The 25625-nt window shown below is 44.0% G+C and carries 23 protein-coding genes; 18 read left to right on the top strand and 5 right to left on the bottom strand.

Annotated features, from left to right (window positions below):
• Window positions 1–9: 9 nt before the first annotated feature.
• From lpoB to SJY39_RS24765, 4 genes are all read left to right on the top strand, one after another.
• Window positions 10–600: a penicillin-binding protein activator LpoB gene (gene lpoB, locus SJY39_RS24780; protein ID WP_010439883.1), complete on the top strand. Its 591-nt coding sequence runs from the start codon at window positions 10–12 to the stop codon at window positions 598–600.
• A 170-nt stretch (window positions 601–770) separates the two neighbouring features.
• On the top strand, window positions 771–1625 hold the full coding sequence (locus SJY39_RS24775; protein WP_010439886.1) for a phosphotransferase: 855 nt from the start codon (window positions 771–773) through the stop codon (window positions 1623–1625).
• Window positions 1626–1734: 109 nt separating this feature from the next.
• Window positions 1735–2274, top strand: coding sequence for an alpha/beta hydrolase YcfP (ycfP, locus tag SJY39_RS24770; RefSeq protein ID WP_010439888.1), 540 nt, complete (start codon window positions 1735–1737; stop codon window positions 2272–2274).
• Between the two features lie 484 nt (window positions 2275–2758).
• A complete protein-coding gene (locus SJY39_RS24765) occupies window positions 2759–4048 on the top strand; it encodes an NAD(P)/FAD-dependent oxidoreductase (RefSeq protein ID WP_010439890.1) in 1290 nt (429 codons plus the stop codon).
• 233 nt (window positions 4049–4281) lie between these two features.
• On the opposite strand, the gene SJY39_RS24760 is transcribed toward SJY39_RS24765, so the two are convergent.
• The 4 genes from SJY39_RS24760 to SJY39_RS24745 form a co-directional block, all read right to left on the bottom strand.
• Window positions 4282–4827 (bottom strand): GNAT family N-acetyltransferase, encoded by a 546-nt coding sequence (locus SJY39_RS24760; protein WP_016768550.1) that lies wholly within the window; start codon window positions 4825–4827, stop codon window positions 4282–4284.
• Window positions 4828–5013: 186 nt separating this feature from the next.
• On the bottom strand, window positions 5014–5796 hold the full coding sequence (locus SJY39_RS24755) for a peptidoglycan binding protein CsiV (RefSeq protein WP_016768551.1): 783 nt from the start codon (window positions 5794–5796) through the stop codon (window positions 5014–5016).
• A gap of 63 nt (window positions 5797–5859) precedes the next feature.
• A complete protein-coding gene (gene mfd / locus SJY39_RS24750) occupies window positions 5860–9321 on the bottom strand; it encodes a transcription-repair coupling factor (RefSeq protein WP_010439896.1) in 3462 nt (1153 codons plus the stop codon).
• Window positions 9322–9327: 6 nt separating this feature from the next.
• Window positions 9328–9897, bottom strand: a complete 570-nt coding sequence (locus SJY39_RS24745; RefSeq protein ID WP_016786288.1) for a hypothetical protein — start codon at window positions 9895–9897, stop codon at window positions 9328–9330.
• Window positions 9898–10124: 227 nt separating this feature from the next.
• Here SJY39_RS24745 and lolC point away from each other — a divergent pair, with 227 nt between their 5' ends.
• From lolC to lolE, 3 genes are read left to right on the top strand one after another with little or no spacing between them, the layout of a single operon-like run.
• Complete coding sequence (lolC, locus tag SJY39_RS24740; protein WP_016793332.1) at window positions 10125–11333, top strand: lipoprotein-releasing ABC transporter permease subunit LolC; 1209 nt, start codon at window positions 10125–10127, stop codon at window positions 11331–11333.
• The gene (lolD, locus tag SJY39_RS24735) at window positions 11326–12018 is read left to right on the top strand and encodes a lipoprotein-releasing ABC transporter ATP-binding protein LolD (protein ID WP_010439900.1); all 693 of its coding nucleotides are present in this window, start codon (window positions 11326–11328) and stop codon (window positions 12016–12018) included. Before lolC ends, lolD begins: the two co-directional genes overlap by 8 nt.
• Entirely contained in the window at window positions 12019–13263 is a 1245-nt protein-coding gene (lolE, locus tag SJY39_RS24730; RefSeq protein ID WP_016793333.1) for a lipoprotein-releasing ABC transporter permease subunit LolE, read from the top strand.
• Window positions 13264–13467: 204 nt separating this feature from the next.
• Here the strand turns inward: lolE and SJY39_RS24725 are convergent, their stop codons facing one another.
• Complete coding sequence (locus SJY39_RS24725) at window positions 13468–13980, bottom strand: DUF2062 domain-containing protein (protein WP_016793334.1); 513 nt, start codon at window positions 13978–13980, stop codon at window positions 13468–13470.
• A gap of 215 nt (window positions 13981–14195) precedes the next feature.
• Between SJY39_RS24725 and SJY39_RS24720 the strand changes: the two genes are divergently transcribed.
• From SJY39_RS24720 to pyrF, 11 genes are all read left to right on the top strand, one after another.
• A complete protein-coding gene (locus SJY39_RS24720) occupies window positions 14196–16349 on the top strand; it encodes a DNA internalization-related competence protein ComEC/Rec2 (protein WP_016793335.1) in 2154 nt (717 codons plus the stop codon).
• A gap of 31 nt (window positions 16350–16380) precedes the next feature.
• Entirely contained in the window at window positions 16381–18129 is a 1749-nt protein-coding gene (gene msbA / locus SJY39_RS24715) for a lipid A ABC transporter ATP-binding protein/permease MsbA (protein WP_010439908.1), read from the top strand.
• 14 nt (window positions 18130–18143) lie between these two features.
• Complete coding sequence (lpxK, locus tag SJY39_RS24710) at window positions 18144–19151, top strand: tetraacyldisaccharide 4'-kinase (RefSeq protein WP_016793336.1); 1008 nt, start codon at window positions 18144–18146, stop codon at window positions 19149–19151.
• Complete coding sequence (locus SJY39_RS24705) at window positions 19132–19311, top strand: Trm112 family protein (protein ID WP_004736429.1); 180 nt, start codon at window positions 19132–19134, stop codon at window positions 19309–19311. Before lpxK ends, SJY39_RS24705 begins: the two co-directional genes overlap by 20 nt.
• Complete coding sequence (gene kdsB / locus SJY39_RS24700; protein WP_010439916.1) at window positions 19311–20057, top strand: 3-deoxy-manno-octulosonate cytidylyltransferase; 747 nt, start codon at window positions 19311–19313, stop codon at window positions 20055–20057. Before SJY39_RS24705 ends, kdsB begins: the two co-directional genes overlap by 1 nt.
• Window positions 20058–20316: 259 nt before the next feature.
• Window positions 20317–20997 (top strand): (d)CMP kinase, encoded by a 681-nt coding sequence (cmk, locus tag SJY39_RS24695; RefSeq protein WP_010439919.1) that lies wholly within the window; start codon window positions 20317–20319, stop codon window positions 20995–20997.
• A gap of 106 nt (window positions 20998–21103) precedes the next feature.
• Entirely contained in the window at window positions 21104–22774 is a 1671-nt protein-coding gene (gene rpsA, locus SJY39_RS24690; RefSeq protein WP_010439921.1) for a 30S ribosomal protein S1, read from the top strand.
• Window positions 22775–22895: 121 nt separating this feature from the next.
• Complete coding sequence (gene ihfB / locus SJY39_RS24685; protein WP_010439923.1) at window positions 22896–23180, top strand: integration host factor subunit beta; 285 nt, start codon at window positions 22896–22898, stop codon at window positions 23178–23180.
• A 129-nt stretch (window positions 23181–23309) separates the two neighbouring features.
• Entirely contained in the window at window positions 23310–23582 is a 273-nt protein-coding gene (locus tag SJY39_RS24680) for a LapA family protein (protein ID WP_010439925.1), read from the top strand.
• A gap of 12 nt (window positions 23583–23594) precedes the next feature.
• On the top strand, window positions 23595–24770 hold the full coding sequence (gene lapB / locus SJY39_RS24675; protein ID WP_016769333.1) for a lipopolysaccharide assembly protein LapB: 1176 nt from the start codon (window positions 23595–23597) through the stop codon (window positions 24768–24770).
• A 130-nt stretch (window positions 24771–24900) separates the two neighbouring features.
• Window positions 24901–25596, top strand: a complete 696-nt coding sequence (gene pyrF / locus SJY39_RS24670; protein ID WP_010439929.1) for an orotidine-5'-phosphate decarboxylase — start codon at window positions 24901–24903, stop codon at window positions 25594–25596.
• Window positions 25597–25625: the final 29 nt, after the last annotated feature.

Below are 25625 nucleotides of genomic sequence, written 5' to 3'. Positions count from 1 at the left end.
GGAAAGAAAATGAAAAAGAGTGTCATTGCGCTACTAGGTTTAGCGGTTATTTTAGGCGGTTGTTCGAACAAGGTAAGCTACGGTGATGCACAAGCTGTAGAAACCACGACAATCGATTTCGGTTCAACTGATCTTCAAACGATTGCTGGTGAGATGGTTGATAGCATGATGGCTTCAGGTTCAGTGTCTTACATTACTAGTGAGCAGCGTCCAATCGTGTTCGTAGAGCGTATTAAGAACAAAACAAGTGAGCACATCGATACTGAGTCAATCACTGACACTATCAGTACTAAGATGCTGAACTCTGGTAAGTTCCGTTTTGTTGATATGGACCGCGTAGAATCGGTTCGAGATCAACTGAACTTCCAAAACAATGATGAGCTTGTAAATCAAAGCTCAGCGATCCAGTTCGGTAAAATGGTAGGTGCTCAATACATGTTGTATGGCAATCTATCAAGTATCGTTAAGAAAGCGGGTAGCGATGAAGACGTATACTACAAAATGACAATGCGTCTAATGGATCTTGAGTCTGGCCTGATTGAATGGGCTGACGAGACTGAAATCCGTAAGCAACAATCTAAGAGCCTATTGGGTCTTTAATTTCGCTTACTCGCCAACCAAACGCAGCCAGTATTGATAGCGTCTAATCTTGGCTGCACCTAGCTTGGTCACATGCCAATTCAGTGTGTTATACGCTGTTAGTAAAAAGACACTGGCTTTTGGTTAGTGTCTTTTTTTATATGGAAATTAATACGTTATAGGGATGAGCAATGGCAATTTTTTCTTGGTCTGAAGCTAAACTTCTTGATACCAGTTTGAGTTCGCTTGATAGCCACTTCTCTGAACCTCCCATTAGAGCACAGACTTTGACTGGCGGTTTGACTAATCGTTGTTGGAAATTGGTTTCAGCAGGGGGTACTGAGTATGTATGGCGTCCAATCACACCGATCACCAAAGCGTTTTTCATTTCTCGTCATGAAGAGTATCAAGTGCTCTCAACTATTGAACGCCTTGGTATAGGGCCAAGCCCTATCGTCATTAATGAGAGTGGGTTATTGGTCGAGTGGATTGCTGGCGATACGCTCTACGAAGGTTTAGATCTTGATGAATTATTGAAAACGTTGCTCTCAGTACATTTAGTTAACACCAAGCGATTACCCCTCCAACCATTTAGTTTTACTTCGCGAGTCGATCATTATTGGCTCCAGCTAGATGCTATTCACAAGACTGACGTTTACACTCAAATTTATCAACAATGGCGTATTGCTCCGAGTATTCCACATGTCGACTTATCTTTGTGTCATTTTGATTTAGGTGGATACAACCTAGTGCGAAACAGTGATGGGATTAAGATCATTGATTGGGAATATGCCTCGTTAGCTGACCCAAGGCTTGATCTTACGTTAACCATTGCGGTTGCGGATGTCCCGGTGATTGAAGCCGTTAACAAGTACTGTCAACTAAGAGGGATCCATGATGTTCAACCATGGCTAGACGGTGTAGAAGCATGGTTACCAAGAAGTAGAATGATGGCGATGTTATGGTACTTACTGGCTCACCAACTGTGGGGCGATGAAAGTTACTTGCGCGAAGCAGAGGCACTCAGCTGCACTTTCTGTAGTTAGGATCACGTTTAGGAAGTGAAATATATAATTTCGAGGCTCTTCCCTTTAAAACCTTATTTTTCATGTTAGATTTATCTAAGCGTACCAGCATTCAACGGAGGAGGTACAAATGATTATTTACCTGCACGGCTTCGATTCTACAAGCCCTGGCAATCACGAAAAAATACTGCAGTTGCAATTCATTGATGATGACGTTCGTTTCATTAACTACAGTACTTTGCACCCCAAACACGATATGCAACATCTTCTCAAAGAAGTGCATAAAGTGATTGAACAATCAGATGATCCGCATCCTATTATCTGTGGCGTCGGTTTAGGTGGTTTTTGGTCTGAACGAATTGGTTTTTTGTGCGGCATTAAGCAGGTGGTGTTTAACCCTAACCTGCAACCTGAGAACAATATGGTTGGTCGAATTGACCGTCCAGAAGAGTATGAAGACATCGCAACTAAGTGCGTCGCGCAATATCGTATGAAAAATAAAGGGCGCTGTTTAGTGGTGCTATCTCGTGAAGATGAAATTCACGATAATACTAAAACCGAAGCGGCGCTCGAAGATTACTACGACATTATCTGGGATGAGAAAGAGAACCATAAGTTCAAAAAAATCTCTCAACACCTTCAAGCAATGAAAGCCTTCAAAAACGCCTAATTACTTCGTTTTATTTTATAAAAGCAGCACCCATGAGTGCTGCTTTTTTACATCTGAAACTGTTGGGGTGATATTGATAAATCTGTTGTATATGGTTTATCGACGAGTTTGCGCAATCGTTAACTAATTCGTGCCGAATCCTCATTAAGGATAAGGATTTTTGTTGCGGTCATCTTTTTGCTATATATAATGTTCTGAAGCAAAATATTTTGATAAATATCAAGAAAAATTGAGAGCGAGTGATAAAACTTGCCCATTATTTTTGTTCTACCTCTCAGGTAGTCACCTTTTATCCATGTAAACAGGACTTCAAACCTGAGTTTGTTGTTCGTATCCCTCTAACTACTCGTGAGTTGCTGTTATTCGTTTTCGCAATTATTAGATAAGCCATAGCCTTTGAGCGCAGGCGAGTAGATACATAGAATTTATCGGTTGGAGTAATCGAGCCGAACCCCATTTATTCATTTTGTAGAGGATTGTCATTGTGACAAAAATTATCGTAGTAGGCGGCGGTGCTGGTGGTTTAGAACTAGCAACCAAGCTAGGCCGCACTTTAGGTCGTAAAAAACGTGCCCAGATTACTCTGGTAGACCGTAAAGCGAGTCACCTATGGAAACCATTACTTCATGAAGTAGCAACGGGTTCATTGGATGAAGGTGTTGATGCATTGAGCTATCGTGCGCATGCAAAAAACCATTACTTCGATTTTCAAATGGGCAGCTTGAACAACATCGATCGTGAGCGCAAAGTGATTGCACTGAGCGAGCTAACAGATGATCACGGTGAACTGCTTATGCCAAGCCGCGAACTTGAATACGATATTCTAGTGATGGCTTTGGGTTCAACGTCAAACGATTTCAACACTCCTGGCGTTCGTGATAACTGTATTTTCCTTGATAGCCCAGAACAAGCGCACCGTTTCCGTACCGAAATGAATAACCAGTTTTTAAAGCTGCACGCTAAGAACGGTCAAGGCACGGTAGATATCGCGATTGTTGGTGCTGGTGCAACGGGTGTTGAGCTTTCTGCAGAGCTACATAATGCAGTGAAAGAACTTCGTACTTACGGCTTTGGTGACTTAGATTCAAGCAAGCTGAACGTAAACCTTGTTGAAGCGGGAGAGCGTATCCTTCCAGCTCTACCTCCTCGTATTTCGAGTGCAGCACACTCTGAGCTAACTAAGCTTGGTGTAAACGTGCGAACCAACACCATGGTGACGCAAGCGGATTCTGAAGGCTTAACTACCAAAGACGGCGATAAGATTCCGGCACAAATCATGGTATGGGCCGCAGGTATCAAAGCACCAGATTTCATGAAAGATATTGGCGGTCTTGAGACTAACCGAATTAATCAACTGGTTGTTAAAAACACGCTGCAAACCACGCTTGATGACAACATCTTTGCTATCGGCGATTTGGCGCAATGTACGCAGGCGGATGGTTCATTTGTTCCACCTCGTGCACAAGCCGCTCACCAAATGGCAAGCTGCGCATTCACTAACATCATTGCTAAGATGAATGGTCGTGACCTGAAAGATTACGTATACAAAGATAAAGGCTCATTGGTTTCATTAAGCCGTTTCTCAACAGTCGGTAGCCTGATGGGTAACCTTACTAAAGGCTCTATGATGGTTGAAGGCCGTATCGCTCGTATCGTCTACATCTCTTTGTACCGAATGCACCAAATGGCACTGCATGGACTAATAAAAACATCGCTAATGATGTTGGTTGGTCGTATTAACCGTGTGCTTCGTCCAAATCTGAAACTTCACTAATCAGGTAAGCTTGTTAAAGGCATTACGTTGATAATAAAAAAGAGCTCTTCGGAGCTCTTTTTTAATTGTGTGTACCGTCATATCTGAAAATTGAACGGCTTATCATCTTTTAAAGCAGTAAAGCAGTAAAGCAGTAAAGCAGTAAAGCAGTAAAGCAGTAAAGCAGTAAAGCAGTAAAGCAGTAAAGCAGTAAAGCAGTAAAGCAGTAAAGCAGTAAAGCAGTAAAGCCGCAGTTAAGCAGTTGGCGGTAATACTGAGTAAACCACACCATCTTTTGGTTTGCCGTTAAAGACAAATCGATTCTTGGCAATCGTTTCTCGCTCAGCACCGCATTTCTCGATCAGTTTTTGACTTGGTAGGTTTTCTGTATCACATACAATCTCTAATCGTGTTAATTTCAGTTGAGCAAAGCAAAACTCAAATAATGCCTGCATCGCTTCTTTGGCGAACCCTTTTCTTTGAAATTGATCGCCAACCCAGTAACCCAAACTCGCCATATTAAAGGTATGGTAGAGCTCGTTGATGGCCACCATACCGACCAGTTTTCCGCTGCTGCGTTCGAAAATACCAAAGCCAAACGCATCGGCTTTAACCCAGTTTAAACGAGTCGCCAAAATGAATTTTTCGGCTTCTACGATAGAAAACGTGTCATGACACCAATCAACCCAAGGAAACAAGCTTGGAGATGATTGAACCAATTGAGCAAACTCTGGAGCATCACAAGCTTCAATTATCTTGAGATTGAGACGTTGTGTGTTGATTTGAAAATCAGGGCTCATAAGAAGTACCAAATAAAGAGAGTACTTATAAAGTAAAGTACTTAACAAGACGCCCTCGCAATGGAGGGCGTCTTGAATTGTTATTTATGTATAGTTGGAGCGTTATTTGATAGCTATTTAGCTAGGCCCAAGAACTCAAGCTAAAGCGCTAAGAATCAAATAGCCCTCTAGGCAAAGCCAATTAGCTTACTGCGCTACGCGGCGAACTTGGATCACCATACCTAAAAGCGGATGGTCTAGGTAGTGAGTTTCTGTACTGCGCATACGACGTTTTTGGTCCATACGGTAGCTTTTGAGGAATTCTTCTACTTCAACGGTAGGTGAAACCTCCGTAAGGTTACCGACTTGAACATTGCTTTCTGCGCCGCTTACTGGTGAGTCTAGTTCGATTTGTTGTTCTTGTAGAGTCACTTCACGAACACTTGGTGCTTTTAAATCCAATGTCGTTTCAGCGTATAGGTAATGCTGAACGTAGATTTGTAGCTTGCCGTCTAATTCGTATAGTGGCTTATCAATAGTCTCTTCTTGGAAGCCATCAGCACCTGTCGTGGTAGCTGTGGTGGTTGTAACCGCACCTTTTTCAGAACCATCGACATTAAATTCTTTAGAAAAATCTTTACCTGCTTGAATGTGGAAAACAGGTGCAGAGCTCTTACCTTGGTCACCTTGACGCCAAGCCGTATGCATTAGAACTTCAAACCCCGCGTGTTTACGCAGTTTGTCTTTCTGAGGCGTTAGTTTATATTCCGAGTAAGGAAGCATTTGTACACCTTTCTTTGCTCGATACTGGGTGTCTTGAAATGAACCAACGCGCTCAAGTGAAATTTTAGGCTGTGTGTTTGGCCAAGATTCGTTCACTTTCTCTGCATCAACTGCGCGCTTAAAAATGATCACTTCTATATCAAATTGTCTCTGAGCCAAACTTGGCAATGAGACGAACAATAGTAGCAGTGGGATCAGTCTTTTCATTTTTACTCCGTCTTCCAACCGATCTGTCGGTTGGATAATTTATATGTGCAAGTGTATTGGGTCTTATGCTGATGGCAGTAAGTTCTGTCTGAATTCGCCCAATAGATCACTAACAAATTGAATTCGTTTCCGTCTGTCGACCAATGGTACCGTAAACTTGAACTTAGTTGGTCCTTCCATTGAAAACTTTTGCGGTTGAGATTGCAACAGTTTAACAAGGTAGGTTGGGTTTATGTCAGCGTCTGGGTAGAATTCTAAGAATCCACCCTTTTCGTGAGCCTCAATTTTCTTCACCTTGATAGACGCTGCGGATAATTTAAGCTCTGAAACCGATAACAAGTTCTTGGTTGCATCAGGTAGAAGACCGAAGCGATCAATTAACTCGACTTTCAACTCGGCTAACTCATCGGTATCACTTACGCTCGCGATACGTTTGTACGTAGACAAGCGGGTATTGATGTCCGGGATATAATCGTCTGGCAATAGTGCAGGTAGACGCATCTCAATTTCTGTTTGTTCACGCAATAAGTCATCAAGTGATGGTTCTCGACCCTCTTTCAATGCTTCAACGGCTTGTTCGAGCATTTCCATGTAAAGCGTAAAGCCGACCGACTGAATCTGACCGCTCTGTTCATCACCTAACAGCTCACCTGCACCACGAATCTCTAAGTCATGGGTTGCGAGGGTGAAGCCTGCGCCTAGGTCTTCTAAAGAAGCAATCGCATCTAATCGCTTGATTGCATCTTTCGTCATTGCTTTTGGATGTGGCGTTAGCAAGTAAGCATAAGCTTGATGGTGAGAACGACCCACACGTCCACGCAGTTGGTGCAATTGTGCTAATCCAAGATTATCGGCTCTGTCCATCAAAATGGTGTTTGCCGTAGGTACATCGATACCGGTTTCAATAATCGTGGTACAAACCAACAAGTTAAAGCGTTGATGGTAGAAGTCATTCATGATGCGCTCTAGCTCTCGCTCTCGCATCTGACCATGAGCAACAGTGACACGTGCTTCTGGGATCAGTTTTTGCAGTGACTCAGCCGTCTTTTCAATGGTGTCTACTTGATTGTGTAAGAAGTAAACTTGACCACCACGCATGATTTCACGCAGCACCGCTTCTCTGACGATGGCATCATCATTTTCGCGAACGAAGGTTTTTATCGCCAAGCGTCGAGCTGGTGGTGTTGCGATGATTGATAAGTCACGCATGCCGCTCATCGCCATGTTTAATGTACGAGGAATAGGTGTGGCGGTTAGCGTTAGGATATCGACATCCGCACGCATGGCTTTCACTTTCTCTTTCTGACGCACACCGAAGCGGTGTTCTTCATCGACGACTAACAAGCCAAGATCTTTAAACTTGAGGTCACTAGAAAGTAACTTGTGAGTACCCACTAAGATGTCGACTTTACCGTCGGCGACATCTTGCATGATCAATTTCTGTTCTTTAGCCGACTTAAATCGCGATAGCACTTCGACACGTATCGGTTGGTTCGCGAAACGGTCGCGGAAGTTTTCAAAGTGTTGCTGAGCAAGTAGCGTCGTTGGTACTAACACAGCCACTTGTTTGCTGTTGTCGGTACATACGAATGCCGCGCGCATCGCGACTTCGGTTTTACCAAAGCCAACGTCACCACACACTAAGCGATCCATTGCTTTTGCTTGGCACATGTCAGACATAACGGCATTGATCGCCATTGCTTGGTCATCGGTCTCTTCAAATGGGAAACCCGACTTGAAGGTCGCGTATTGGCCACGGTCGAGTACAAACTTGTAGCCAGGTTTTAGCTCGCGCTTGGCGTAAACATCAAGCAGTTCGGCTGCAACGTCACGGACTTTCTCTGCCGCTCGTTTACGAGCCTTCTGCCAGGCTTCACCACCGAGTTTATGTAGCGGTGCAGAATCTTCAGCGCCACCAGAGTAGCGGCCGATTAAGTTCAGAGAAGCAACAGGTACGTAGAGCTTGGCATCATTTTGATACTCAAGCGTTACGTATTCGGTTTTCATTCCACCGGCTTCTAATGTTTGCAGGCCAATATAGCGACCAATACCGTGGTCAATGTGAACAACGGGCTGACCCGGTTTAAGTTCGGCCAAATGACGGATGACGGTGTCGCTGTTAACGCTTTTTTTGTCTTTTTTGCGGCGCTGAACAACACGATCACCCAACAGGTCGCTTTCACAGATCAGGGCGATATTTTGCTCTTCGTGGATAAAGCCATGCTCAGCAGAACCGAGGATCAGGCTGAACTTGTCTTTGCCTTTAATTGCCGCGTCGAGGTTTTCAACTTCGCTTGGACGAATTTTGATGCCTCGAAGCAATTCACTTAGGGCTTCACGGCGGCCTTCAGACTCAACCGAAAAGACCACTTTGCCGTCGAAGGCTTCAGTGAACTTTCTTAGGTTTGCGAGTGGCTCTTTGTTCTGATGTTGAACACTGAGATCCGGTAGAGGCGCAATAGGTAAATTGACACGTCCGGCTTTCTCTTCAATCGTGTCTAAGCTCAGACTGACCTGTGGCTTCTGTTTGAAATGCGCGAATAGTTCGTCTTTTTTCAGCCAAAGTTGCTCAGGTGTCAGCAGTGGTCGTAATGGATCGACACCGCGCTGTTCGTATCGGTGAGCCACGTCGGTTAGGAAAGCATCAACTGCAGTTTCGACATCACCGAGAATTAAGATTTGCGCTTCGTCGGCAACATAGTCGAATAAGGTTTCGGTATGCTCGAAAAACAGGGGCTGCCAATATTCAATACCAGCAGGCCAAGTGCCTTTAGAAACTTGCATGTAGACAGATTCTGGTTCGCGGCGGGCATCGAACTGTTGACGCCAGCGAATGCGGAAATCTTCAATGGCACTTTCTGAGGTTGGGAACTCGTGAGCAGGCAGCAGTCGGATCTCGGAAATGTCTTCGATCGATCGTTGGTTCTCAGGATCGAAAGTACGAATTGTGTCGATTTCGTCATCGAAAAAGTCGATACGATAAGGATCTTTACTGCCCATCGGGAACAGGTCAAGAATCGAACCACGGCTTGCGTATTCACCAGGGCCAAATACCTGATCAACGTAGCGATAGCCCGACTTTTCAAGTTGAAGACGCAGTTTCTCTAACGAGTACAGATCGCCTGTTTTTACCATTAGAGTGTGTTGTAACAAAAAGTCACGCGGCGACTGACGCTGCAGTAGCGTGCTGATCGGAACGATCGTGATGCCATCTTTTAGTGTCGGTAGTGCATAAAGGCGCGCGATACGGTCAGAAATGATCTCTTGGTGTGGCGAGAAGCTGTCGTATGGTAGTGTTTCCCAATCAGGAAATAGAGCAACTTCTGCCGCTGTAAATTGTTCAATTTCAGATTGAAGTTTAAGCGCAATTTGTGGGTCCGGAACAGCCAATAAAGTATGGCTATTGTGTTGCTCTGCGAGTTTGGCAATGGCAAGAGCGAGAGACGAACCAACGAGGTTACCGATGTGCTTTTTGTCACCGGCTCCTTTGAGTGTAGGTAATGTAAAAATAGATTGTTTAGTCATGTTTATTTACTTGTTATCTCGTTCTAAAGAGCGTTGACGCAAGAGCTTTTGCTGTTGATGAAGCGCCGCTTTGATGAGCAGATCTTGGTCTGTATCGCGAAGGTGAGCATATTTAAATTTGATTTCGAAACCTGAATCTTTAGCTTCGCTAGCAAACACTTCCGCATAACAATAAATGGCAGCCGCTGGGTGTTCTAAAAAAAGCTTGGCTTTTACCAAACGACCCGGTTCTATGTCTGCTTTTGAAAAACAGGAAAACTGACTCGCACCGAATGAGTAGGTGTGAGTTCGAAACTTCTCATCATCTTGTTGCGATAACATGAAGCTCAACAAGAGGTTTAACTTAGAGTTTTGCGCGTCTAATAAGCTGGTGATATTCTTCAAGTCGCTATTTTTCAGTTCAGCACGAGCACTGTCGGCTAACAGGTCCAACTGGCTAAATTCACTTGCCACAACAAAGGGAGCAGGGATCTCGGATTCGAACTGAATTTGAGAGGGTAAAGTGAAGTTACTTTCCATTGGCTCTATATTAGCAGTAAGGCTGTGGTGAACGGTGAAAAACTCTTGTTCTGTCATGCGTTAGTTCCTTGAAGTGATCTATTGATTATCGCTATGTGGCCGCAGTAATCAAGGTCAGTTAATTGAAAGTCCTAAATAGTTGTTTGAAATTTGTCGATTTGACAAGGTTCTGTTTTTCAAGCCTAACTAATTGAGTTAATTCACTCTATATTTTCAATTACCCCCTACACAGTAACAGCAATACCCGTTACATTAACCCGCATCCCTTTTTGATGGTTCAAAGTATGTTTCATCCTATTTCAGTGTTTGTTGGCCTGCGTTATTTGAAAGGCCGTTCAGGTGATCGCTTTAGCCGTTTTGTTTCTTATATGTCGACAGCAGGTATCACCATTGGTGTGCTGTCTCTGATTACTGTTTTATCGGTAATGAATGGATTCGAAGCGCAGTTAAAAGACCGAATTCTTGGCGTTCTTCCTCAAGCTGTGGTTTATGAGCAAGGAGGGACGACCTCTTTTTCTGAACAAGCGCCAAGCTTTGCAGAGCAGATTTCTCTCAATGGTCATGTTGAGCCGATTGTACGCAGTGAGGCGGTAATTCAAAGTCCGGCTCAACTGTCTGCAGGCCTTTTGATTGGCATCGAACCTAATTCAGATGACCCTCTTCAGAACCACTTGATTGCGGGTAGATTGTCTTCACTGAAAGCGGGTCAGTATCAGTTGTTCCTTGGCCATACTTTGGCGAGAAACTTGAAAGTATCTATGGGTGACAAAGTTCGCCTAATGGTGACCAGTGCTAGCCAATATACGCCTCTAGGACGAATCCCAAGTCAAAGAAACTTCACAGTAGCGGGTATTTTCAATACGGGATCTGATATCGATGCTCAATTGATGGTGACAGATATCCAAGATGCCGGGCGTTTGATGCGTTACAAGTCTGACACGATTTCAGGTTGGCGACTGTTTTTTGATGACCCGTTTGAAGTAGCAAAATTATCAAACCAGCCTCTGCCTGAAGGTTGGGTATGGAGCGACTGGCGTGATCAACGCGGTGAACTATTCCAAGCCGTTCGCATGGAAAAAAACATGATGGGTTTGATGCTTGGGCTGATCATTGGTGTTGCTGCATTCAATATTATCTCCGCACTTATCATGGTGGTGATGGAGAAACAGTCTGAAGTGGCTATTCTTAAAACCCAAGGCATGACCGATGGTCAAGTGATGGGGATTTTCATGGTTCAAGGTGCCAGCAGTGGCGTTATTGGCGCGTTATCTGGTGGTGTATTAGGTATTATCTTAGCCATGAACCTAAATACTATTTTAGAAGCGATGGGCGTGGCTCTGTTCTCGTTTGGTGGGCAACTGCCAATCATGATCAACCCAGTTCAAATCGCCGTTGTTGTGGTGTTGGCTATTGCACTTAGCCTGATTGCCACTGTGTTCCCTTCTTATCGTGCATCATCTGTGAAACCTGCTGAGGCCCTTCGTTATGAGTAATTTTCTTCAATGTAATGATATCCGTAAAACGTACCGTGAAGGCTCGTTGGATACAGAGGTTCTTAAGGGAGTCAGCTTTGAAATCGAAAAAGGTGAATTGGTTGCTATCATTGGTACCTCTGGTTCCGGTAAAAGTACCTTACTGCATATCCTTGGTGCGTTAGATGATGCTTCGGCGGGCAGTGTGAGCTTTCTCGGGCAAGACTTAGCATCTTTGAGTTCGAATAAGCAGGCGAAGCTTCGCAACCAACATCTCGGCTTTGTTTATCAATTCCATCACCTTCTTTCGGACTTTTCAGCGTTGGAAAATGTGGCAATGCCTCTGCTTATTGGAGGCGAGAAACCAGCTAAAGCAAAAGAAGAAGCACAACGTTTACTAGATAAAGTGGGGCTAAGTCATCGTGTCGACCACCGACCTTCAGAGCTTTCTGGTGGTGAAAGACAACGAGTGGCGATTGCACGAGCTTTAGTTAACAAACCCGCGTTAGTGTTAGCGGATGAGCCGACAGGTAACCTCGACCACAACACCGCACTCTCTATCTATGACTTAATGCGCGAATTGAACCACGAATACGATACTGCTTTCTTGGTTGTAACGCATGATGGTGAGCTTGCGGGTAAGATGGACCGCCAACTGCACATGCAAGACGGTTTATTGGTTAACGTAGAAAAAGAGGAGAGCTAAGTGTTTTCTTCTTTATCTCTGTTGATAGGCGGCCGATTTAGTCGAGCAAAGCAACGAGACAAGATGGTCTCGTTCATCTCTTTGTCTTCGACGATCGGTATTGCTGTCGGCGTCGCGGTGATCATCATTGGTTTATCTGCGATGAATGGCTTTGAGCGTGAACTGCAGTCCCGAGTACTTTCTGTTATCCCGCATGGAGAATTTGAGGGAGTCAATGAACCTGTGACACGTTGGGAGCATGTGATCGAGCAAGCGACCCAACATGATGATGTGGTAGCGGCTGCGCCTTATGTGAAAATTACTGCGCTTGCCGAAAAAGGCAAAGAGCTCAAAGCAATTGAAGTTCGCGGTGTTGATCCACAACTTGAACAACAGGTATCAAGCCTATCGAGTTTTATCGATAAACAAGCTTGGAGCGAGTTTAAGGCAGGACAACAACAGATCATTCTGGGCTCTGGTGTAGCGAATGTGTTGGGTGCGAAAGTGGGTGATTACCTGACTTTGATGATTCCAACGGTAAACGGTTCTGTGAAGGTTCAGGCGCCAAAGCGTGTTCGCGTTAAAGTGGTAGGCTTGCTGACTCTAAATGGCCAAATAGACCACAGCTTGGCTCTAATCCCTATTGGCGATGCTCAAGTTTACGCTAACTTAGGGGAGGCAGTGACTGGGGTTTCTTTAAAAGTGATCGATGTTCTGAATGCAAACTCGATTGTGCGTGAAGTTGGCAATCAGCTTGACGTGTATGTGTATCTTCGCAGCTGGCAACAGAAGTTTGGTTTCTTATACCGCGATATTCAGTTGGTTCGCACCATCATGTATCTAGTAATGGTACTGGTTATCGGTGTGGCTTGTTTCAATATTGTCTCGACTCTAATGATGGCAGTAAAAGACAGAGCATCAGAAATTGCCATTTTAAGAACCATGGGCGCATCGGATGGACTTGTGAAACGCATTTTTGTTTGGCAGGGCGTGTTTTCGGGCGTATTAGGTAGCTTAATTGGCAGTGCGATAGGTGTCTTAGTCGCGCTTAATCTAACGACTATTATCAAAGGGCTTGAGAAGCTTATTGATCACCAATTTTTGTCCGGTGATATCTATTTTGTCGACTTCTTGCCTTCGCAGCTCGATCTGACAGATGTTGTTGTCGTTTCTGGTACTGCTATTGTTCTGAGCCTACTGGCTACGTGGTACCCAGCATCACGAGCGGCTAAGTTGAACCCAGCAGCGGTGCTTAGTTCAAAATAACATGTCTTATTAATAGCCTTGGTTCTTAATAAGGAATAAGCCGCACTTCGACAGATATAAAAAAGGATCCCTAGCGGGATCCTTTTTTATTGAATTCAAACTGTAATATTTACAACTCTGATTACATAGCAATCTTGTAGAGATCCGTGACTCATCTGATTTTTACTGTTGTCCGTTTAAAATAACGAGTAAATGAGTATAGGTTCAATACCTTGCTTGTCGCTTCTTCCAACTTCTTACTACTGAGTAACGCCATAACCCGCGAATACCAAAGTAGCCAATCATTGCAGAAACCACACCACAAATCAGACAACCCAGCAGGAACGGAGGTCCTATGGTGCTCATTTGCGCCAAGATGAAATCCCAAGATAGTTCGAAATGAAAGGCTTGAGGCGGCACATGCATCACAAACGCGCCTACTTTATAAGCAAAGTAGAACAGCACCGGCATAGTCACAGGATTACTGATCCAAACCAGTGCGACAGACAGTGGTAGGTTAACACCACATGCGACAGCAAGACCAGCAGACATAATCATTTGACTTGGAAGAGGGACAAACGCCATGAATAACCCAACAGCAAACGCACCAGCCGCAGAGCGACGATTAAGGCACCATAAGTTGGGGTTGTACAAAACATTGCCAAAAACTTTCAATGCTTTCTGACGCTTGATTAGCTCATGGTCAGGCATAAATCGTTTAATAAACTTTCTTGGCATAGGAGGAAGCTACTCTCTTGTTTAACTCTTGGTTCTTGATTTCATTCGCTGTGACAGTTGTGTCAGCTAGCTTTTGGCCTGTGATGCCACATTGGGTTTGGGCACCATTGATGCTGTTGTTACTTTTAGCATCAACAAAGTATAGCGTTTTCCGGAGAGCAAGAGGTTCAGTAACAGCCTTGATACTAGTTATCTGTCTAGGGAATGCGATTGAAATGCAGACAAGTCGATTATTTCAATCAGGGCAGAATACTACCATAAATGCGTCAGTTGTTAGCCTTTTTAGTGAAAATAGCCATGGTTTTGAAAGCGTAATAGTAGCTAGATCAATTGGCGGCGAAAAATTAATCTTCCCTCAATTGATAAAACTGAGATTATTTACTCCATTCAAGTTAACGCTTGGAGACCGTGTCTATTTATCGATGTCAATAAAGCCCGTATGGGGCAAACTCAATGAAGCGGGCTTTGATCTCGAAAAGCATCTGTTTAGTGCTGGAGTGGTGGCCAACGCAAGTTACCGAGCAGAGACTAAATATCGAATTCACTCAAGCACCAACTTACGTTCTCAGTGGTTTGAAAGCAGTTTAGAAAGATTGAGCCAACTAGCGAATGCCGACCTCATTATGGCGTTGAGTTTTGGTTATCGAGACCTTATTTCGCCCCAGCGATGGGATTTGCTTAAAAGCAGTGGATTGATTCACTTGGTGGCTATTTCTGGATTGCATATCAGTATAGCCTTCGGCATTGGTTATCAATTGGGGAAGTTAGTTAGATTATTATCACCTCAGCTTCTTTGGCTACCTACACTGTTCGGGTTAGGGTTGGCGTACTTTTACAGTTGGTTTGCTGGCTTTACATTACCGACGTTAAGGGCGCTTGTGATGTGTGTTATCGCAAGCTATTTCTTGTGGCGTGGTCAAAATATCAGCTTGGTCCGTTATGTGGCTTTAAGTCTGTGCGTGGTCTTATTGATTTGGCCATTCTCAGCATTGTCGAGTAGCTTTTGGTTGTCCTTTGGTGCCTTGGGCGCTGTTCTCTATATTGCTTCAAACAATGCCCCATCTTCTTTAGATGTCACGCTTACGAGCCGAGTATTACAACTCATCAAAATACAGCTAATGCTGACAATACTTATCGCTCCCTTTTCTATGTTGTTCTTTGAAGGGGTTAGCCTGATCTCGGTTTTCTATAACTTACTACTTCTGCCTTGGGTATCGTTGGTAACGATTCCATTATTGTTTTTGGCAATCTTTATCAGTTTCTTCTCTGAGTCGGTATTTGGTGCAAGTGGATCAGTGTTGTTAGCAAGCGAGTGGGAGTTGTTAGGCAAGGGCTTTGCTGGTCATTTGTGGGAGCTGGTTGATTTGTCGCTTGAGCCCCTTGTCTTTAGCCTGCCATTTTCGGAAAGGTTTTGGATTCAAGTTGATAATCACACCATTGAGCTATCTGTATTACTCATCTTGTTTTTCGGTTTTTGTAGCCGATACCTCCAACGAACGTTATCGATATTTGTCGTTATAGTCTTTGTATTGTGGTGGGAGTTTGGCAAGTTCAAGCATGACAAATTAAGAATTGATATTTTGGATGTTGGACATGGGCTGTCTTTGGTTTTGGAAAAGAACACTCAAGTTGTGGTCTATGACCTTGGTAACGCGTGGCCTAGGGGCTCAATTGTAGAGTCTTTACTGATCCCTACTTTAAATCAAAGGGGAATTCATGAATTGGACGGTGTTATTGTTAGCCATTTTGATTCCGACCATGCTGGTGGCTATCCGGCGTTACTTGAAAACTACACGCCAAAGTGGATAAGGGTCAGTCAGAGTTTCAATGAACAAACTCATCTTAATACTCAAGCCCAGCTTAATCTTCAAGCATGTATTCTCGGAGAAAGTTGGAACTGGCAAGGTGTCGATTTTAAGGTTTTATGGCCACCTCAAAGAGCGAAGAGGGCGTACAACCCACATTCGTGTGTCGTAAGGCTTTCTGCTCCCGATTCAGAGTTCTCAATGTTGCTCACTGGTGATATTGAATTGGTCAGTGAGTGGTTACTTTCTCGTGAAGGTGACCAACTTCGAAGTGATGTCATGTTGGTTCCACATCACGGTAGTGACTCATCGTCGATCAAGTCCTTTATTAAAGCCGTATCTCCTCAACTAGCGATAGCTTCTCTGGCCAAAGGTAATCAATGGGGAATGCCGAACGAATCAGTTGTCGGACGGTATAAAGAGGCGGGGAGTGTTTGGCTTGATACTGGAGAGAGTGGGCAAATAACCATCACTCTTAGTAAAGAAGGTTGGCAATATCATGCGATTAGAGAACAACAAGGCGGGCAGTGGTATAGGCAGATGCTTCGTAAGGGAGTAGAATAGATAGATTATTGTGAGAAAATTAAGCGATTCTATGTCAACACAAACAGATGAAACTACCTGGGTCACATTTAAAAGACTTTGGACTTATATTCGACTATATAAGGCAGGCCTAGGTGTTGCGGTTATTGCGCTTATTATAAATGCCGTCTCTGATACCTATATGATTTCCTTACTAAAGCCGTTACTTGATGAAGGCTTTGGTAATGCTGAATCTGACTTTTTACGCACGCTTCCAATTATCATCTTTGTCATGATGTTCGTTCGTGGCGTCAGTGGTTTTGTGTCAACCTATTGCTTGAGCTGGGTCTCTGGCAATGTGGTGATGGAAATTCGTCGAAAAATCTTTAGCCATTTCATGCATATGCCGGTTTCTTTCTTTGATAAAGAACAGACAGGCGCATTGTTATCTCGAATTACGTACGATTCAGAACAAGTGTCTGCTGCCACCAGTAAAGCGTTAGTCAGTATTGTTCGTGAAGGTGCAAGTATTATTGGCTTACTGACGCTGATGTTCTGGAATAGTTGGCAGTTGTCTTTGGTGTTATTCGCTGTAGCGCCTCTTGTCGCGTGGGCGATCAGTATCGTATCGAAGCGATTCAGAAAGATCTCCAAGAATATGCAAACCAGTATGGGTCATGTTGCTTCTTCAGCTGAACAAATGCTGAAAGGGCATAAAGTGGTTCTAACTTACGGTGGTCAAGACCTAGAAAAACATCGCTTTGATAAAGTTAGTAATCAAATGCGCCAACAAAGCATGAAACTAATCACTGCTCAAGCGGCTGCTAACCCAATCATTCAGATGATCGCGTCAGTGGCGATTGTTGTTGTTCTATTCCTTGCTAGTGTTGACTCTATTAAAGCTGAGCTTACCCCTGGTACGTTTACCGTTGTCTTCTCTGCAATGTTTGGTTTACTACGTCCGCTAAAAGCATTAACCAACGTAACGTCTGAATTCCAACGTGGTATGGCAGCAAGTACCACTCTATTTGGTTTGATGGATCTAGATACAGAGCAAAATAAAGGTACGTTGAAGCCTGAAACGGTAACGGGTGAAGTTGCGGTTAAAGATGTGACTTTTACCTATGACGGAGCAGAGAAACCAGCACTCGACAAGGTGAGTTTCAAAATTCCCAAAGGTAAAACGGTTGCACTTGTTGGGCGTTCAGGTTCGGGCAAGAGTACCATTGCCAACCTGTTTACTCGTTTTTATGACGTAGATTCAGGCTCTATCGAACTTGATGGACATGATATTCGTGATTACGAATTGAGGAATCTACGTGAGCACTTTGCCCTTGTTTCTCAGAATGTGCACTTGTTTAACGACTCGGTAGCGAACAACATCGCGTATGCAGCTGAAGAAAAATATTCTCGCGAACAGATTGAACACGCGGCTAAACTTGCTCATGCGAGTGAGTTTATTGAGGGCATGGAAAATGGCATTGATACGGTTGTAGGTGAGAATGGTGCGAGTCTTTCTGGTGGACAAAGACAGCGGATTGCGATTGCACGAGCTTTATTGAGAGATGCCCCTGTGTTGATTCTTGATGAAGCAACGTCTGCACTGGATACAGAATCAGAAAGAGCCATTCAATCTGCCCTAGAAGAGCTACAAAAAGACAAAACAGTACTGGTGATCGCTCACCGACTATCGACCATCGAGCAAGCTGATGAGATTTTAGTGGTTGATGACGGTCACATTGTCGAAAGAGGTGCACACGCTGAGCTAATTGCACATGATGGCGCTTATGCTCAACTGCACCGAATTCAGTTTAGCGGATAAGATTAGGTCTTGTTGTGATCGAAAAGATTTGGTTTAACAATCACCCGTTAAAATACGTTCTCTGGCCGTTATTATGGCCATTGAGTTTGCTGTTCAAAATGATCAGTAGCCGACGTCGTGACGCTTATCTATCGAGGAAAAAAGAGACCTACCGTCCACCATTGCCTGTGATTGTTGTTGGTAATATTACTGCTGGTGGCAATGGTAAAACACCGGTTGTGATTTGGTTGGTCGAGATGCTGCAGGCTAACGGCTTTAAACCCGGAGTCGTTTCCCGAGGCTATGGGGCAAAAGCACCAAGCTACCCGTTAGTGTTGGATGAGAGCACGCCGGCTGAACATTCTGGTGATGAACCTCGTTTAATCAGAAAGCGAACGGGTGCGCCTGTAGCGGTTGACCCTGTGCGTGCAAATGCGGTGAAAGCTTTATTGAATGAAGGTGTTAATGTCATTATCACTGATGATGGCCTTCAGCATTATGCACTTGAACGCGATATTGAGTTTGCGGTTATCGATGGTGCGAGACGCTTTGGTAGTGAATGCCTCATTCCTTTGGGTCCGTTAAGAGAGCCAGTATCTCGTTTAGATGACGTAGACTTTTTGGTTAACAATGGCGGTGAAGTGCAGGGACGGGAGTTCTCTATGTCTTTGCTACCAAGCCAAGCTGTTAACCTTAAGACGGGTCAGAAAGTACCAGTAGAAAAATTGCAAAAGCTGGTGGCTTTTGCTGGTATTGGTCATCCACCGCGCTTTTTTAAAACATTAGAAGATCTTGATGGTGATGTGGTTTTCACACAGGGTTTCGCCGACCATCAAGATTTCGATAAAGATGAACTTTATGCCTTAGCAAAGAAAGGTATGAATATGATTATGACAGAAAAAGACGCTGTAAAATGCGAAGAATATGCGCAAGAGAACTGGTGGTATCTTCCGGTATCTGCGCAGTTCGATGAAGATTCGCAACAGCAAATTTTAAAAAGAATAAAAGAGGTTATGGAATACTATGGATCACCGTCTGCTTGAGATCGTTGCTTGCCCTGTATGTAAAGGTAAACTAACTTTTGACAAGGATAAGCAAGAGCTTGTTTGTAAAATTGATCGCCTTGCTTACCCAATTAAAGAGGGTATTCCTGTTCTTTTAGAACCTGAAGCTCGCACCGTTTCAATGGATGAGGGTAAATAATGTCGTTTACGGTTGTCATTCCGGCAAGATATCAATCGAGCCGTTTGCCAGGAAAACCATTGGCTGATATTGGTGGAAAGCCGATGATACAATGGGTTTACGAGCAGTCAATGAAGGCGGGTGCTGATAACGTTATTATCGCTACCGATGACGCTCGAGTTGAGAAAGCGGTTAAAGCATTTGGTGCGACCGTTTGTATGACATCTCCGAATCACGAATCAGGTACAGAGCGTTTAGCTGAAGTGATTGAAGTGATGAACATTCCTGATGACCATATTATCGTGAATGTTCAGGGGGATGAGCCACTAATCCCACCTGCGATTATTAATCAGGTTGCGAATAACCTCGCGAACAGCACAGCACCAATGGCAACACTCGGTGTGGAAATTACTCATGCTGATGAAGTGTTTAATCCAAATGCTGTTAAAGTTGTGACCGACAAAGACGGTTACGCTCTGTATTTTAGCCGAGCAACCATCCCTTGGGATCGCGATGCTTACGCTAACAATGGCACCGCTGCGAAGTCTCCTTTACTACGACACATTGGTATCTATGCTTACCGAGCTGGGTTTATCAATACGTACATTAATTGGGAGCCTAGTACGCTAGAACGTATAGAGTGCTTGGAGCAATTGAGAGTGCTTTGGTACGGCGAGAAAATTCACGTAGACGTAGCAATGGAAGCTCCTGCAGCTGGCGTGGATACTCCAGAAGATTTGGAAGCGGTTCGTGCCATTATTGGTTAAGCTTCTTTGAGTCTCCATACAAGATCTCTAAGCCTCGTCAATGACGGGGCTTTTTTATATCAAGACAAAGCCGGTGCGAGTCTTATTGACCTAAGGTGATTGATATTGAGCCGGTTGCATTCGTTGATGCATCATCAAGTTTGAATTATCTGAGATTTACCTCGCTCGACTTTCAATTTTTCTCTATAATATGCCGCCTACAAAGTAGTGGCTAATTGCTAGTACATAATAAAACTTACGACAAAACGTGGAGTAAAAGATGCCTTCTCAAAGCCCAGTGATTACGGTTGATGGACCAAGTGGTGCAGGTAAAGGTACCCTGTGTATGTTACTAGCAGATAAGCTAGGCTTTCATCTTCTAGACTCAGGTGCTATCTATCGCGTATTGGCTTTAGCAGCAATTCACCATGGTGTGGATACTGAATCAGAAGATGTTTTGGTGCCGCTTGCGACCCATCTAGATGTTCAGTTTATTGCTGAAGGCGATTTGGTTAAGGTTATCCTTGAAGGTGAAGATGTGTCTGGTGAGCTTCGTAAGGAAGAGACTGGTATGGCGGCTTCAAAAGTGGCTGCCTTACCTCGCGTTCGTGAAGCACTGCTTCGTCGTCAACGCGCATTCAATGCTGCTCCAGGTTTAGTTGCTGATGGCCGTGATATGGGAACTGTTGTGTTTCCTGAAGCTGAAGCCAAAATATTTTTAGATGCAAGTGCTGAAGAGCGTGCGAGTCGCCGCCTTAAACAGTTGCAACAGAAGGGGTTAGATGTTAAATTTGACGACCTTTTGAGCGAGATCCAAGAGCGAGACGATAGAGATCGTAATCGCCCAGTGGCGCCACTTCGCCCTGCAGAGGATGCTCTAGTGCTTGATTCCACCTCAATGAATATTGAGCAGGTAGTAGAAAAAGCACTACACTATATTGAATCGAAACTGGCTGGGTAATTTCGCCGAGCTAGTACGAACGTTGGTCGCAAGGATGATGACCGGCGAATTTATCAACCCCATGCGGTAGGATACCCATGGACGTTTAATTATTGAAGATTAAATAATGACTGAATCTTTTGCTCAACTCTTTGAAGAGTTTCTATCTGAAACTGAATTCCAACAAGGCAGCATCGTTAAAGGTACTGTAGTAGCTATCGAGAACGGTTTCGTTCTTGTAGATGCTGGTCTTAAGTCTGAATCTGCTATCCCTGCTGAACAATTCAAGAACGCTGCTGGCGAACTTGAAGTTGAAGTTGGTGCTGAAGTAGACGTAGCTCTAGACGCTGTTGAAGATGGTTTCGGTGAGACTCAACTTTCTCGTGAGAAAGCTAAGCGCCACGAAGCTTGGATCGTACTTGAGAAAGCTTGTGAAGAAGCTGAAACTGTTGTTGGTATCATCAACGGTAAAGTTAAAGGCGGTTTCACTGTTGAACTTAACGGTATCCGTGCTTTCCTTCCAGGTTCTCTAGTAGACGTACGTCCTATCCGTGACACTGCTCACCTAGAAAACAAAGAGCTAGAGTTCAAAGTAATCAAGCTAGACCAGAAGCGTAACAACGTTGTTGTTTCTCGTCGTGCTGTTATCGAATCTGAAAACAGTGTTGAGCGTGACGAACTTCTTGAAACTCTACAAGAAGGTACTGAAGTTAAAGGTATCGTTAAGAACCTTACTGACTACGGTGCATTCGTTGACCTTGGCGGTGTTGACGGTCTTCTACATATCACAGATATGGCTTGGAAGCGCGTTAAGCACCCATCAGAGATCGTTAACGTTGGTGACGAAATCCTAGTTAAAGTTCTTAAGTTCGATCGTGAGCGCACTCGTGTTTCACTAGGTCTTAAGCAACTAGGCGAAGATCCATGGGTAGCAATCGCTAAGCGTTACCCAGAAGGTCACAAGCTTTCTGGTCGTGTTACAAACCTAACTGACTACGGCTGCTTCGTTGAAATCGAAGAAGGCGTTGAAGGTCTAGTACACGTTTCTGAAATGGATTGGACTAACAAGAACATCCACCCTTCTAAAGTTGTTAATGTTGGCGACGAAGTTGAGGTTATGGTTCTTGATATCGACGAAGAGCGTCGTCGTATCTCTCTAGGTCTGAAACAGTGTAAAGCTAACCCATGGCAGTCATTTGCAGAAATGCAAGCTAAGGGCGACAAAGTTACTGGTAAGATCAAGTCTATCACTGACTTTGGTATCTTCATCGGTCTAGAAGGCGGTATCGACGGTCTAGTACACCTATCTGACATTTCTTGGAACGCTGCAGGCGAAGAAGCTGTACGTGAATACAAGAAAGGCGACGAAATCTCTGCTGTTGTTCTAGCAGTAGATGCAGAGCGTGAGCGTATTTCTCTTGGCGTTAAGCAAATGGAAAACGACCCGTTCAACGCATACGTTGCTGACAACAAGAAAGGTGTTCTTGTAAACGGTACTGTTACTGCAGTTGACGCGAAAGGCGCTACTATCGAGCTAATCGAAGGCGTTGAAGGTTACATCCGCGCTTCTGAAGTTTCTCGCGACCGTATCGAAGATGCATCTCTAATCCTAAGCGTTGGCGACAGCGTTGAAGCGAAGTTCACTGGTGTAGACCGTAAGAACCGCGTAATCAACCTATCTATCAAAGCTAAAGATGAAGCTGATGAGCAAGAAGCAATGGCTTCACTGAACAAGTCTGAAGAAGGCGCGTTCGGTAACGCAATGGCAGACGCATTCAAAGCTGCTAAAGGCGAATAATAGCTTCTCATTAAGAGAATTATAGCTATCTAGCCAAGAAAGGAGCCGTAAGGCTCCTTTTTTTTTGCTTATTTTTCCGATAGGTCTATAATTTCTAAAAAGAAAACCAACGAGGGTAACTATGACTAAGTCTGAATTGATTGAAAGACTATGCGCTGAGCAAACGCATCTTTCTGCAAAAGAAATTGAAGACGCTGTAAAAGACATTTTAGAGCACATGGCTTCAACACTAGAAAGTGGTGATCGAATCGAAATTCGCGGCTTTGGCAGTTTTTCTCTGCATTACCGTGAACCTCGTGTTGGACGTAATCCTAAAACTGGTGACAAGGTTGAGTTGGAAGGTAAATACGTTCCTCACTTTAAACCAGGTAAAGAGCTACGTGAGCGAGTAAACTCAGGACTGTAGCCTACTTATCGGAATTAAGAAAAGCGGCATACTATAATGTATGCCGCTTTTTTATGACCATAATATGGTGGTCTGATTAGTAATTTTCCTGCATAATCGTACAGCTAACTAACCAATGAGTGATGAACTATGAAAATTATAAAAATAGTCGCCGTTATCGCACTTTTCCTAATTGCACTGGCTTTAGGCTCTCAAAACCAAACGACGGTGAACTTTAACTATCTGCTAGCGCAAGGTGACTTCCACCTATCAAGCTTACTAGGTGTGGTCTTCGTTTCAGGTTTTGGTCTTGCTTGGTTAGTCTTCGGCAATATGCATATGCGATCTCAACTGAAAATTCATCGTTTGAAGAAACAACTCAATAAGCAATCAAAGCAGGTAGCTGCTGATACCAAAGCTTAAAGGTCTTATTTGATGTTAGAGTTACTGTTCTTACTTTTACCTATTGCTGCCGCTTACGGTTGGTATATGGGTAATCGTAATGCTCAGCAAGAAAAACAGAAACAATCACACCAGATCTCCCGTCAATATGTGACGGGTTTGAACCTATTACTGTCGGATCAATCTGATAAAGCCGTTGACCACTTTATTGAACTACTTCAGGTAGATAATGAGACCATTGATACTCATTTGGCCTTGGGTAATCTGTTCCGTTCAAGAGGTGAAGTTGACCGCGCTATTCGTATCCACCAAAATCTTATCTCACGTTCGGGGCTTACTCTCGATCAGAAAAACCTCGCCTTACAACAGTTAGCTAAAGACTATATGGTCTCTGGCTTTCTTGATCGCGCCGAAAAAATCTTTGAACAACTTGTAGAAGAACCCGATCATAAAGAGGGTGCTTTACAGCAATTGGTTGCTATCTACCAACAAACTCGTGAGTGGAACAAGGCTATCCATTATGGAAATATTCTAGTTAAGCTCGGTAAGAAAAAGATGAAGATGCGTGCGACTGTTGCGCACTTCTGGTGTGAACTTGCGATGCAAGAACAAGCTGATGGCAATCGCTCTAAAGCGCTTCAGCATTTTAAAAAGGCGCTTTCCGAAGACCCCAAATGTGTCCGTGCTAGTATTGCTTTAGGCAAATTCCATTTAGCTAACGAAGACTACCAAAAGACAATAGACTGTCTGGAATCGGTACTCGAGCAAGATATCGATTTCATTAGTGAGGTGTTGCCAACCCTTGCTGAGTGTTACCACAAGCTTGGACAAGAAGCTCAACTGGTCGAATTCCTTAAAGCGTGTATCCAAAAGAAAGCCGGCGTATCTGCGGAATTGATGCTTGCTCAATTAGTTGCTCACCATGAAGATGTTGGCTCTGCTCAAGAGCTACTCACCAAGCAGCTTGTTAAAAACCCAACCATGAAAGGCTTCTATCGATTAATTGATTATCACCTAGCAGAAGCAGAAGAAGGTCGAGCGAAAGATAGCTTAACCACGCTTCAATCAATGGTTGGTGAGCAGCTTAAAGTTAAGCCTCATTACCGTTGCCGCCAATGTGGTTTCTCAACACACTCAATGTATTGGCACTGTCCTTCATGTAAAGGGTGGGGGACGATCAAGCCTATTCGTGGGCTTGATGGTGAATAGATTTGTGGTCATTTTAAGACCAAATTTTTAATTGCAGCTTTCGGGCTGCATTTTTATGACTGTTATTTATCACCCGCTATGTGTAGGTGAGTAAATATTTTGTAGAAAGTTAACTGCGTTAGGAGATGAAATGAACGACCAAAAAATCATTGTAGCCTTGGATTATGACAACCAAGCGGATGCGTTAGCCTTTGTTGATCGTATTGACCCAGCATCTTGCCGCTTAAAAGTCGGCAAAGAGATGTTTACCTTGTTTGGCCCTGAATTTGTTCGTGAATTGCATAAACGTGGTTTTTCAGTCTTCTTAGACCTAAAGTTCCACGATATCCCGAACACATGCTCAAAAGCCGTTCGTGCCGCCGCTGAATTAGGCGTATGGATGGTTAATGTACACGCCAGTGGCGGCGAACGTATGATGACCGCTTCGCGTGAGATCTTAGAACCATATGGTAAAGAACGTCCATTGCTAATCGGGGTGACGGTACTAACCAGCATGGAGCAATCTGATTTGGCGGGTATTGGTTTGGATCTTGAACCACAACAACAAGTTATGCGTTTGGCTTCTCTGACGAAAAACTCAGGTTTAGACGGTGTTGTATGTTCTGCACAAGAGGCTTCTTTGTTGAAAGGCACTCTTGGTCAGGAGTTCAAGTTAGTGACTCCAGGTATTCGTCCTGTAGGCGCTGATGTTGGCGACCAGAAGCGTATTATGACGCCTTCTAAAGCGATTGATTCAGGGTCTGACTATCTTGTTATCGGTCGTCCAATTACTCAAGCTCCAGACCCTGCAGCGGTTCTTGCTGAGATTAACGGTACTCTAGCTTAAGTTTCTCTTATAGTTAGCGATACGAATAA

This window comes from Vibrio sp. R78045 (genome assembly GCF_042466085.1).
In the GTDB taxonomy this organism is placed as follows: Bacteria; Pseudomonadota; Gammaproteobacteria; order Enterobacterales; family Vibrionaceae; genus Vibrio; species Vibrio cyclitrophicus.
This window is presented reverse-complemented; position numbering and strand designations above follow the sequence as displayed.

What these genes read in the sequence shown, in the direction of transcription:
- lpoB (WP_010439883.1), top strand. Translation starts at nt 10, where the DNA reads ATGAAAAAGAGTGTCATTGCGCTACTAGGTTTAGCGGTTATTTTAGGC.
- SJY39_RS24775 (WP_010439886.1), top strand. Translation starts at nt 771, where the DNA reads ATGGCAATTTTTTCTTGGTCTGAAGCTAAACTTCTTGATACCAGTTTG.
- ycfP (WP_010439888.1), top strand. Translation starts at nt 1,735, where the DNA reads ATGATTATTTACCTGCACGGCTTCGATTCTACAAGCCCTGGCAATCAC.
- SJY39_RS24760 (WP_016768550.1), bottom strand. Translation starts at nt 4,827, where the DNA reads ATGAGCCCTGATTTTCAAATCAACACACAACGTCTCAATCTCAAGATA.
- SJY39_RS24755 (WP_016768551.1), bottom strand. Translation starts at nt 5,796, where the DNA reads ATGAAAAGACTGATCCCACTGCTACTATTGTTCGTCTCATTGCCAAGT.
- mfd (WP_010439896.1), bottom strand. Translation starts at nt 9,321, where the DNA reads ATGACTAAACAATCTATTTTTACATTACCTACACTCAAAGGAGCCGGT.
- SJY39_RS24745 (WP_016786288.1), bottom strand. Translation starts at nt 9,897, where the DNA reads ATGACAGAACAAGAGTTTTTCACCGTTCACCACAGCCTTACTGCTAAT.
- lolC (WP_016793332.1), top strand. Translation starts at nt 10,125, where the DNA reads ATGTTTCATCCTATTTCAGTGTTTGTTGGCCTGCGTTATTTGAAAGGC.
- lolD (WP_010439900.1), top strand. Translation starts at nt 11,326, where the DNA reads ATGAGTAATTTTCTTCAATGTAATGATATCCGTAAAACGTACCGTGAA.
- SJY39_RS24725 (WP_016793334.1), bottom strand. Translation starts at nt 13,980, where the DNA reads ATGCCAAGAAAGTTTATTAAACGATTTATGCCTGACCATGAGCTAATC.
- SJY39_RS24720 (WP_016793335.1), top strand. Translation starts at nt 14,196, where the DNA reads ATGCAGACAAGTCGATTATTTCAATCAGGGCAGAATACTACCATAAAT.
- msbA (WP_010439908.1), top strand. Translation starts at nt 16,381, where the DNA reads ATGTCAACACAAACAGATGAAACTACCTGGGTCACATTTAAAAGACTT.
- SJY39_RS24705 (WP_004736429.1), top strand. Translation starts at nt 19,132, where the DNA reads ATGGATCACCGTCTGCTTGAGATCGTTGCTTGCCCTGTATGTAAAGGT.
- kdsB (WP_010439916.1), top strand. Translation starts at nt 19,311, where the DNA reads ATGTCGTTTACGGTTGTCATTCCGGCAAGATATCAATCGAGCCGTTTG.
- cmk (WP_010439919.1), top strand. Translation starts at nt 20,317, where the DNA reads ATGCCTTCTCAAAGCCCAGTGATTACGGTTGATGGACCAAGTGGTGCA.
- rpsA (WP_010439921.1), top strand. Translation starts at nt 21,104, where the DNA reads ATGACTGAATCTTTTGCTCAACTCTTTGAAGAGTTTCTATCTGAAACT.
- ihfB (WP_010439923.1), top strand. Translation starts at nt 22,896, where the DNA reads ATGACTAAGTCTGAATTGATTGAAAGACTATGCGCTGAGCAAACGCAT.
- SJY39_RS24680 (WP_010439925.1), top strand. Translation starts at nt 23,310, where the DNA reads ATGAAAATTATAAAAATAGTCGCCGTTATCGCACTTTTCCTAATTGCA.
- lapB (WP_016769333.1), top strand. Translation starts at nt 23,595, where the DNA reads ATGTTAGAGTTACTGTTCTTACTTTTACCTATTGCTGCCGCTTACGGT.
- pyrF (WP_010439929.1), top strand. Translation starts at nt 24,901, where the DNA reads ATGAACGACCAAAAAATCATTGTAGCCTTGGATTATGACAACCAAGCG.